This is a genomic window from Hydrogenophaga intermedia (assembly GCF_000723405.1).
GTDB classification, from domain to species: Bacteria; Pseudomonadota; Gammaproteobacteria; order Burkholderiales; family Burkholderiaceae_C; genus Hydrogenophaga; species Hydrogenophaga intermedia.
The window spans coordinates 1-6,736 of the sequence record NZ_CCAE010000096.1; the positions used below are offsets into that span (position 1 = coordinate 1).

9 protein-coding genes are annotated in these 6,736 nt (G+C 58.7%); 4 read left to right on the forward strand and 5 right to left on the reverse strand.

Annotation, left to right across the window (positions count from 1 at the left end):
* Positions 1-50: 50 nt before the first annotated feature.
* Positions 51-1,013: a hypothetical protein gene (locus tag BN948_RS26880; protein ID WP_156037859.1), complete on the reverse strand. Its 963-nt coding sequence runs from the start codon at positions 1,011-1,013 to the stop codon at positions 51-53.
* A 41-nt stretch (positions 1,014-1,054) separates the two neighbouring features.
* Between BN948_RS26880 and BN948_RS25030 the strand changes: the two genes are divergently transcribed.
* On the forward strand, positions 1,055-1,567 hold the full coding sequence (locus BN948_RS25030) for an HU family DNA-binding protein (protein ID WP_474997253.1): 513 nt from the start codon (positions 1,055-1,057) through the stop codon (positions 1,565-1,567).
* Positions 1,568-1,691: 124 nt separating this feature from the next.
* Here BN948_RS25030 and BN948_RS26965 read toward each other — a convergent pair whose 3' ends face one another.
* Both BN948_RS26965 and BN948_RS26885 read right to left on the reverse strand, forming a co-directional pair.
* Complete coding sequence (locus tag BN948_RS26965; RefSeq protein ID WP_162182759.1) at positions 1,692-1,859, reverse strand: hypothetical protein; 168 nt, start codon at positions 1,857-1,859, stop codon at positions 1,692-1,694.
* A 56-nt stretch (positions 1,860-1,915) separates the two neighbouring features.
* Positions 1,916-2,476 (reverse strand): hypothetical protein, encoded by a 561-nt coding sequence (locus BN948_RS26885; protein WP_156037860.1) that lies wholly within the window; start codon positions 2,474-2,476, stop codon positions 1,916-1,918.
* 1,176 nt (positions 2,477-3,652) lie between these two features.
* Between BN948_RS26885 and BN948_RS25035 the strand changes: the two genes are divergently transcribed.
* Together BN948_RS25035 and BN948_RS26890 are read left to right on the forward strand one after the other, a co-directional pair.
* On the forward strand, positions 3,653-4,390 hold the full coding sequence (locus tag BN948_RS25035; protein ID WP_035624731.1) for a hypothetical protein: 738 nt from the start codon (positions 3,653-3,655) through the stop codon (positions 4,388-4,390).
* Positions 4,387-5,001 (forward strand): hypothetical protein, encoded by a 615-nt coding sequence (locus tag BN948_RS26890; RefSeq protein ID WP_156037861.1) that lies wholly within the window; start codon positions 4,387-4,389, stop codon positions 4,999-5,001. Before BN948_RS25035 ends, BN948_RS26890 begins: the two co-directional genes overlap by 4 nt.
* Positions 5,002-5,357: 356 nt before the next feature.
* Here the strand turns inward: BN948_RS26890 and BN948_RS25040 are convergent, their stop codons facing one another.
* Both BN948_RS25040 and BN948_RS25045 read right to left on the reverse strand, forming a co-directional pair.
* Positions 5,358-5,564 (reverse strand): hypothetical protein, encoded by a 207-nt coding sequence (locus tag BN948_RS25040; protein ID WP_035624732.1) that lies wholly within the window; start codon positions 5,562-5,564, stop codon positions 5,358-5,360.
* A 20-nt stretch (positions 5,565-5,584) separates the two neighbouring features.
* On the reverse strand, positions 5,585-6,274 hold the full coding sequence (locus BN948_RS25045; RefSeq protein ID WP_035624735.1) for a hypothetical protein: 690 nt from the start codon (positions 6,272-6,274) through the stop codon (positions 5,585-5,587).
* A 103-nt stretch (positions 6,275-6,377) separates the two neighbouring features.
* Between BN948_RS25045 and BN948_RS25050 the strand changes: the two genes are divergently transcribed.
* Positions 6,378-6,629 carry a DUF4113 domain-containing protein gene (locus BN948_RS25050; protein ID WP_035624737.1) on the forward strand — a complete coding sequence of 84 codons (252 nt, stop codon included), beginning with the start codon at positions 6,378-6,380 and terminating at the stop codon, positions 6,627-6,629.
* The last annotated feature ends 107 nt before the right edge of the window (positions 6,630-6,736 follow it).

A 6,736-nucleotide genomic window follows, 5' to 3' on the forward strand; every position in this document is an offset into this window, starting at 1 on the left:
TCCACCAAGAGTTGAAGTGGACTCGAGGCTCCTATGAACCGCCTCGGCTTTCAAGATGGGCTGACTGGACGCTCACTTCCGAAGTGCGCGTAGCAATCACCTTGGTTGCCATCAATCTCCGCCAGCCGCTGCGAGAAGGTCCATACAGGTACGAGTGAAAGATGCCGCATGCCATTTTTCGGGTCAGTCCAATCAGACAGGCTCAGCACCCAGTGATCGCAAAAGCGCGCTCCGCTCCGGCCAGCGCTTGAATTCTTCCAGTCTTCGAAGAGGCGGCGCTGCTTAGGCGCTCCTTTGTCCCATCCTGGAAACATCTGGTCGTGAGTTCGTACTTCTTGGGGCGCATTTGCAGCTTGGTTGCGAGGGAAGCTGCCGCTGACCACATACTGACGTTTCCGAACCCAGTCGCGCATTCGCGCATCGCATGCTTCGGCCAGTGACACGAACTCCTCCACGTCCACCATGGAATCGAGTCGGTAGATCGGCTCGCCCACGAGGCTGCGCATGGAATCAACAACAGGCACACCCTCGACAAACTCTTCAAGCTCGGACAGCGTTCGGATAGGACCCCAGGGCGATGATTCAAACGCCACGCGCTCGACCCTCTCCTCCTCCAATCGCACAACAGTCTGGACGAAGTCGGCGGGGTTGTCGCTCGCGCGGTCATGCACGATGTAGAGGAGCGTGATGTCGCAACGGGTGAGCAGGAAACCACCTGCGCTGAGTCGAGAAAAGGTAACTGCGGCGTCGCCGTGATCAACTGCCAGCTGCTCACGTAGCCATGCTTTGTGATCCGCATGCACCACCGTGCCGTCTCGGCCGATCACCTTGCGCCTTGCCAAGTAGTGACTGCCGTCCCCTCCTCTTTTCGTCACCAACTTGACGGGCATCGAAGCAGCAAAGCTACGCAACAAAGACAGGAGCCCAGCATGCCTCGCGTCTGGAGTACACGCCTCGATCTGTTCAATCAAATCAGGAGTGACGAGGTCATATGGCTTGGGTGGTGCGCTCATTGCGAATCTACTGACGGGCACGAATAGTAGGAACCGTGGCGTTGAAGCCAGAGCTGATCGACAGTACAGCGCGGCGGCGAAATACACTTCAGCAGCTGGGTCAACCAGTTTTCACAGTATCAACGAAATCTCGGAGAAGTCGAATCATGGCAACTGCAAAGAAGGCCACCGCGAAGAAGCCCGCTAAACAGGCGGCAAAAGCAGCATCGAAAACGGCAGCGAAGCCGGTGACCGCTCTCAAGCCCATCAAGGAAAACTTCAACAAGACCAGCCTGGTCAACCACCTGGTGCAGGCATCTGGCGCCGACGCCAAGACTGTCAAGGCCGTCCTGGGCTCGCTCGAAGCCACGATCCACGCGTCGCTATCCAAGAAGGGCGCTGGCGCCTTCACCTGGCCCGGCGTGCTCAAGATCACCGCGTTGCAGGTGCCGGCCAAGAAGGCCCGCAAGGGCATCGACCCCTTCACCAAGGTCGAGCGCATGTTCGCGGCCAAGCCGGCGTCGGTGAAGGTCAAAGCGCGATTCTTCAAAAAAGTGAAGGACGCAGCGCTGTAACCCGGAGCGATGAGAAGCAGGGGCTTCGGCCCCTTTGTTCTTTCATTCGCCCGGGAAGACCGACGTGCTCTGCATTGGCATAGGAGCTCGCCTCATGCGGCCAGGAGGAAACCGCACGAGGGCACTACTCGTGGTCCCGAAGAGTTTTGAGCGCTTCGTCCAGTATCTCGGCGGCCTCCACCTGTAGAGCAATGGAGTCCGAATCGAGATCAATCCCAGAGGGCATGCGGCCCGACTCAGCGCAGTCTCTGAGGACATTGATCGCAAGGCGCAATGCGTCGGCGGTGGTCATCGTAGACATGTGCGATAAGCAAGTTTGTGGAGTTCCCAGATCATCGCTCACGAATGTCAGAGCTTTGAGCTCGCAGCGGCCTTTTTCGCTTCTTCTTCAGTTCTCTGCTTCCGCAACTTCTCCTTGTGTTCAGCCTCCACTTGCCGGGAAATCTGATGCGACTTACTCGACGTGTAGTCAAGAACGACGCCACTGTCGGAACCAGTCGAGCCCGCCCGGTCCGTTACCGTTAAGCTCAACGTCTCATTGGGCTCCTGACCCCAGACCGTTCTCGTTCTGTCTCTACGGTCGGTGGTCTTGACATGACGCCCTTTCCCATACCGCCGCTCAACAAGTTCCTCTATCGCCGCGATCTGATCGAGTCTGCTTCTGGGGTCCAGCGGAAAATCGAGCTTCACACTGACGAGTTTTGCTTCATAGAACTGAGCACTGCCCATGAACGGCAGACCTCCAATGGATCCTTTAAAGCTCAAGCTGAAGCTTCCTACCCGCCCCGGATAGGTGAATAGATCGCCAATGGTGTACCCAGCCTCAATGAGCTTGGACTTGCTCGCATCAAATGCTTCGCCCCAACCCAGGCCAGAGAAGCTGAACCGTTGTGCGGCGAGGCTGGGCAACGGGAGTACGAGGCAAAGAGCGATTCGGACCACAGTCCTTCGAGTCGTTTGAGCTTGAGGCTTCATCGCGCTACCTGGTTGCTTCTTGGATTACGCAAGCGGCTAGAAAAAGCGCTGCATTGCTGTTGAGGCTGGTACCACAACAAGTGGCACCGCCCTCCCTATGACAATTTCGCGTTCTGTGATGTCCTCAGCGGTCACGGTCTGGCCCGTCCTAATGGAAGGTTGAACTGTGACCCGTCAAGCCGGCCGGCAGACACACTAGATCTGCAGTACAGACAACAGTTCGCGCGGGGCACGATGAAGCGAATAGGCTATGCACACATAGCCGAAGGCCTTCAGGGCGCATCCGACGCACCAAGCTGCAAACTTCCATCGTACAGGTTCACGGGCCCAGTCAAAGTGCTCCATTTTGCGCATCCTTTTCATCCGCAAATTCTTGCGTCAAGACACTCGTTACAGGCACTTTTGTCAATCCTGCGAGGAGAGTCTTGCATTTCCTAGCTGTGGACAGGGCCTCCATCTATCTCCGCGCCGTTCAGGATCAGCATCTTGTCATGCGGCTACCGATACGGCAAAATTCAAACGGGGTTAGTCGAGCTCCTACCACGCCCGCAACCGGGAAGCATGCCGCAATCGACTTGACCGTCTCACACTGACAAATCCATTCTGTGCAGGTTTCTTTTGCGCAGGAGTAGCGGGCGTCTCCTGGCGAAGCAAAAGTAGCATGCTATGCAGATCTTGATTGCGGACATTGAGCACGCCCGTCACATCGGAAAGCGGCTCTCACGAGTGCTTTCGGTTCCCCTCACCAGAGGTTACTTTCTCGCGGCCTTAGTACTCGGCTACCGCGACTGGAACCATCTTCTCTCTCTGTTTCCAAACGCGCAGACTACTTCGGTGCCTGACGAGAAGTGTTGTCCGCTCGCGGTTAAATGGCGACGGGAGCATCAAGTTCGAATCCTTTGCCAGAACACAGGCATCTCGGCGGAGAGGGCCGCCAACATTGTTGAACGAGTTCGGCCTTCTCACGGCTTCAGGTATGAACCCTCGCCGCATCGTCCAACGCCAGACCAGTCGAATCCATCACTATCGGCCGAGGAGCTCTACGGCATTCACGAGACTTTGCGATACGTCTGGGATGTTGCCTGTCGCAGGTCTGAGTTTGCTCGTCAAATGACCGCCGTCGCGCATCGGCTCGATGAAGTCGTGTGGTCCGAGTACGACCCTTGGCAGTTCGGAAGGATCGATTTGCACCGGCTTTATCTGTCCCTGTGCGGTCAGCCGCCAAGGGCGCAAAAATGGTTGCAAGACGAGCAAGCTCATCGTATCCGCGCGAGTCTAAAGGCGATACTGGCGCGTATCGAAAACATCCATGGGTCCAGCAGAGCAGCCGTGAACGGACTTGCCGCGGCCATCGAGCGGCTTGACGCGGTAGTGGACCGCTGGCACAAGGCGTCACACCCGCACATGAACGAGCCTATCTCGTACATCGGCCATCCCCTTATTCACGATGAAATCCCGGCGCTGCTGAAAGCCTTGGGCCTCGATCCTGACCGGGATCTACTCACAGTTGAAACTGCGGCGTGGTTCCCCCAGCGTGCAAGAGCAATCCTTGCAGCACTCGACGCCGCGCCAATCGGGGTTCAGCAGTCGCCGGTTGCCAAGTACATGAAGGCAATGGTCACAAAAGGATTGCGCACCGCGGCCAACATGGAATCCCGGGTAGCTCGGCGGCGCGCGCCGATGGTCCGCAGTTGGCACATCTGCGTGGTCAACGAGGCAGCGCTGCATCGAATTGCGACGAGACCTGGAAAGACAGCCCTTGACGCGATCGCATCAGCTGGCGTCTCAGGAATGGGCAGGTTGGTGGCAGTTCCAGTCGAGCCCGTCCAGGCTGGGGAGATCGCATGAAACCGTCTGCAATCACCAAGATTCTCTATGAAGATGACATTCCTTTCGGTGTGCACCTGGGCTGGGGCACGTTCAGCGAGCACGAACATGGAGTAGCGCGACTCGCCAGCTTTATCGGATTGCAAAGGCAGTCCGGCATCTTGCAGGCGTGCGACCGGTCCCTGTCGAAGCTAAAGCTGTTTGAAGCCAGCAGAAATGAAGAGTTGGTCAGTTTCATAGTGTGGACAGCAGAGGCAACGGAAACTCGGTCCTTGCAGTCGTCACGATCGCGCGAGCAGTTCCTTGAGGATTTAGAGCAAGGGGTTTGCGAGGCCAACTACGTCTCCGAAGTGCCAAGTTGTTGGAGCGTTTGGTCGCAATGGGGGTTCGTTGTTTGTGTTCGCAATGAGCGCGATCGAGCAGCGCTTGCAATGCTCGCAGCATCCTTCCGCGTCGAGGACCTAGCGTTGACGTACACAGAGCCAACCTTCGAGCCAGCTAGTCGGCGGAGTTTGATTGAGAGCCTGGGTCCAGGTCTTGGACTTTATGCCCCGGGCCTTGCGCGGAATGATTGGGTGAAGGCGATTGCCAGGCATCAGCTTCTTTTTCCACCCGATGAAGAACGCCCCTGAGCCTGCCAGCAATCGTGAGCGAGCCACGCGGTCGTCACATGAGGATCGTTAAGGACGGTGACGAGCCAGCATGAAAGGTGTGGCGTTACACCAGGCCTTCGTAGCGTCAAGGAAAGGTATGCACACCGTCCACGGCAGCGACGACTGATGCGCGCTGTTTCAGTTGGCGGCAATAGCAGGCCCATGGGGCCGCAGCGTGCGCACTCATCCCCGTGCCTCGCCATGCAGCAGTCATCGCACTATCCACAGATTGGAGAGCGCAAACAGCGTGTGCGACTGCACCGCTTTCTTGGCCCTGTAGCGCCACGAGGAACGACTCCGCTCAAGGCGGACAACTCTGGGGCTGAGGTTGACTTTTATGGCGCGCGCAGCAACTCGTTGAGCCGGCTCAGAAGCTTCGCGGGGACGTCCAACCTCCTCGCGTTAGCGCGCACCGGCCGGCAAAACCGCTCGTGGATATAGAAGACCTCCCCCGTGCGTCGCACCGGCACGATGCGCCCGCCAAGGGAGCGCCAGAGCCGGTTGAAGAGCCGTGGATTGGACGTGTGGACGGGGTGTGCCATGTCAATGCTCCTGCTCAGGCCTAGGATCGGATGGGGGAAAGACTGTCGGTGAACCGCTCGGCGTCGGCCAGCAGCGACGGGGCGTCGTCGAGCAAGTCCTGCCACAGGGTGTTGACGCCGGTGCCGGGGACTTGCGCGTCGTCCAGGTAGAGGCTGAGGCCATCGAGCTCCCTGGGTAGGTCCATGGCATGGATGCCGCACCCGTGCACCCGCTGGCACTCGGCGCGCAGGTTGTAGAGAGGATCCGAGAGCACCTCCAGCAGATTGGGGAGCGGCCCCACGTGCAGCGCGCTGCCGCTGTCGCTGTTCCAGGGCACGGTCTCGGGCAGCTCGAGCGCGCGCAGAAGACCGCGGCGCCCGCGCATCAACACGATGAGCCGGTTGAACAGCGCATCGCGCACCAGGTTGTGCTCGTGCTCGATCGCGCGCAGCGCATCGGCCGTGGCTTTGCTGATCTTGAAGCTGCGCGGCTTGATGGCCAGGGAGCGAGCGCCGCCCAGGCGGTGCAGCGCGTGCGAGATGTAGGTCTTGGCCTCCTCGCTGTTGCGCTTGCCGGCCAGGTCGGCGCTCAGGTGCTCCATCTCGCAGCTCAGGACGTGCTCCAGGAAGGCGTCGCGCTTCATGAAGCACTCCTCCAGTTGGGCTTGCCAGTCGTGAAAGAGCGTCGTGACGACGCCCACGGAGATCTTGGTGTCTTGGTGGATGGCCATGTTGTGCTTTCGTGGCTGAGGTGGGTGTTCCTGCAGTTTGGCGGCGCAGCGATGACAAGTAAAGATTTTGTTCTGCGGATTTTGGGAAGCCGTTTAAGTTCAGATGGACCTGCAGCCCGCTGGCATGCATCAGCACGAGCTAGACCTGGATCTACCAGACGAAGCCGCCGCGGATAGCAAGCGCGTGCGCCTGATGCGCTCGATGGACACGATCAATGACCGCTTCGGAAAAGGGATGGTGCACGTGGAGGCGACCGGCAAGTCGAACCCACAGCGGGCGTGGGATATGGAACAAGAACGGCGAACGCCCCACTACACAACCAAGTGGGAAGACACGCCGCTGGTCCGCGCCTGAGGACGGCCAAAATCATGACTGCCCAATTGAGGGGTCTCCTCGTTTTCAGTGCAATAAGTGACGGTACGAAAAGCTAGCACTGGCGCGGAGGTGGTGTTGGTAGATCG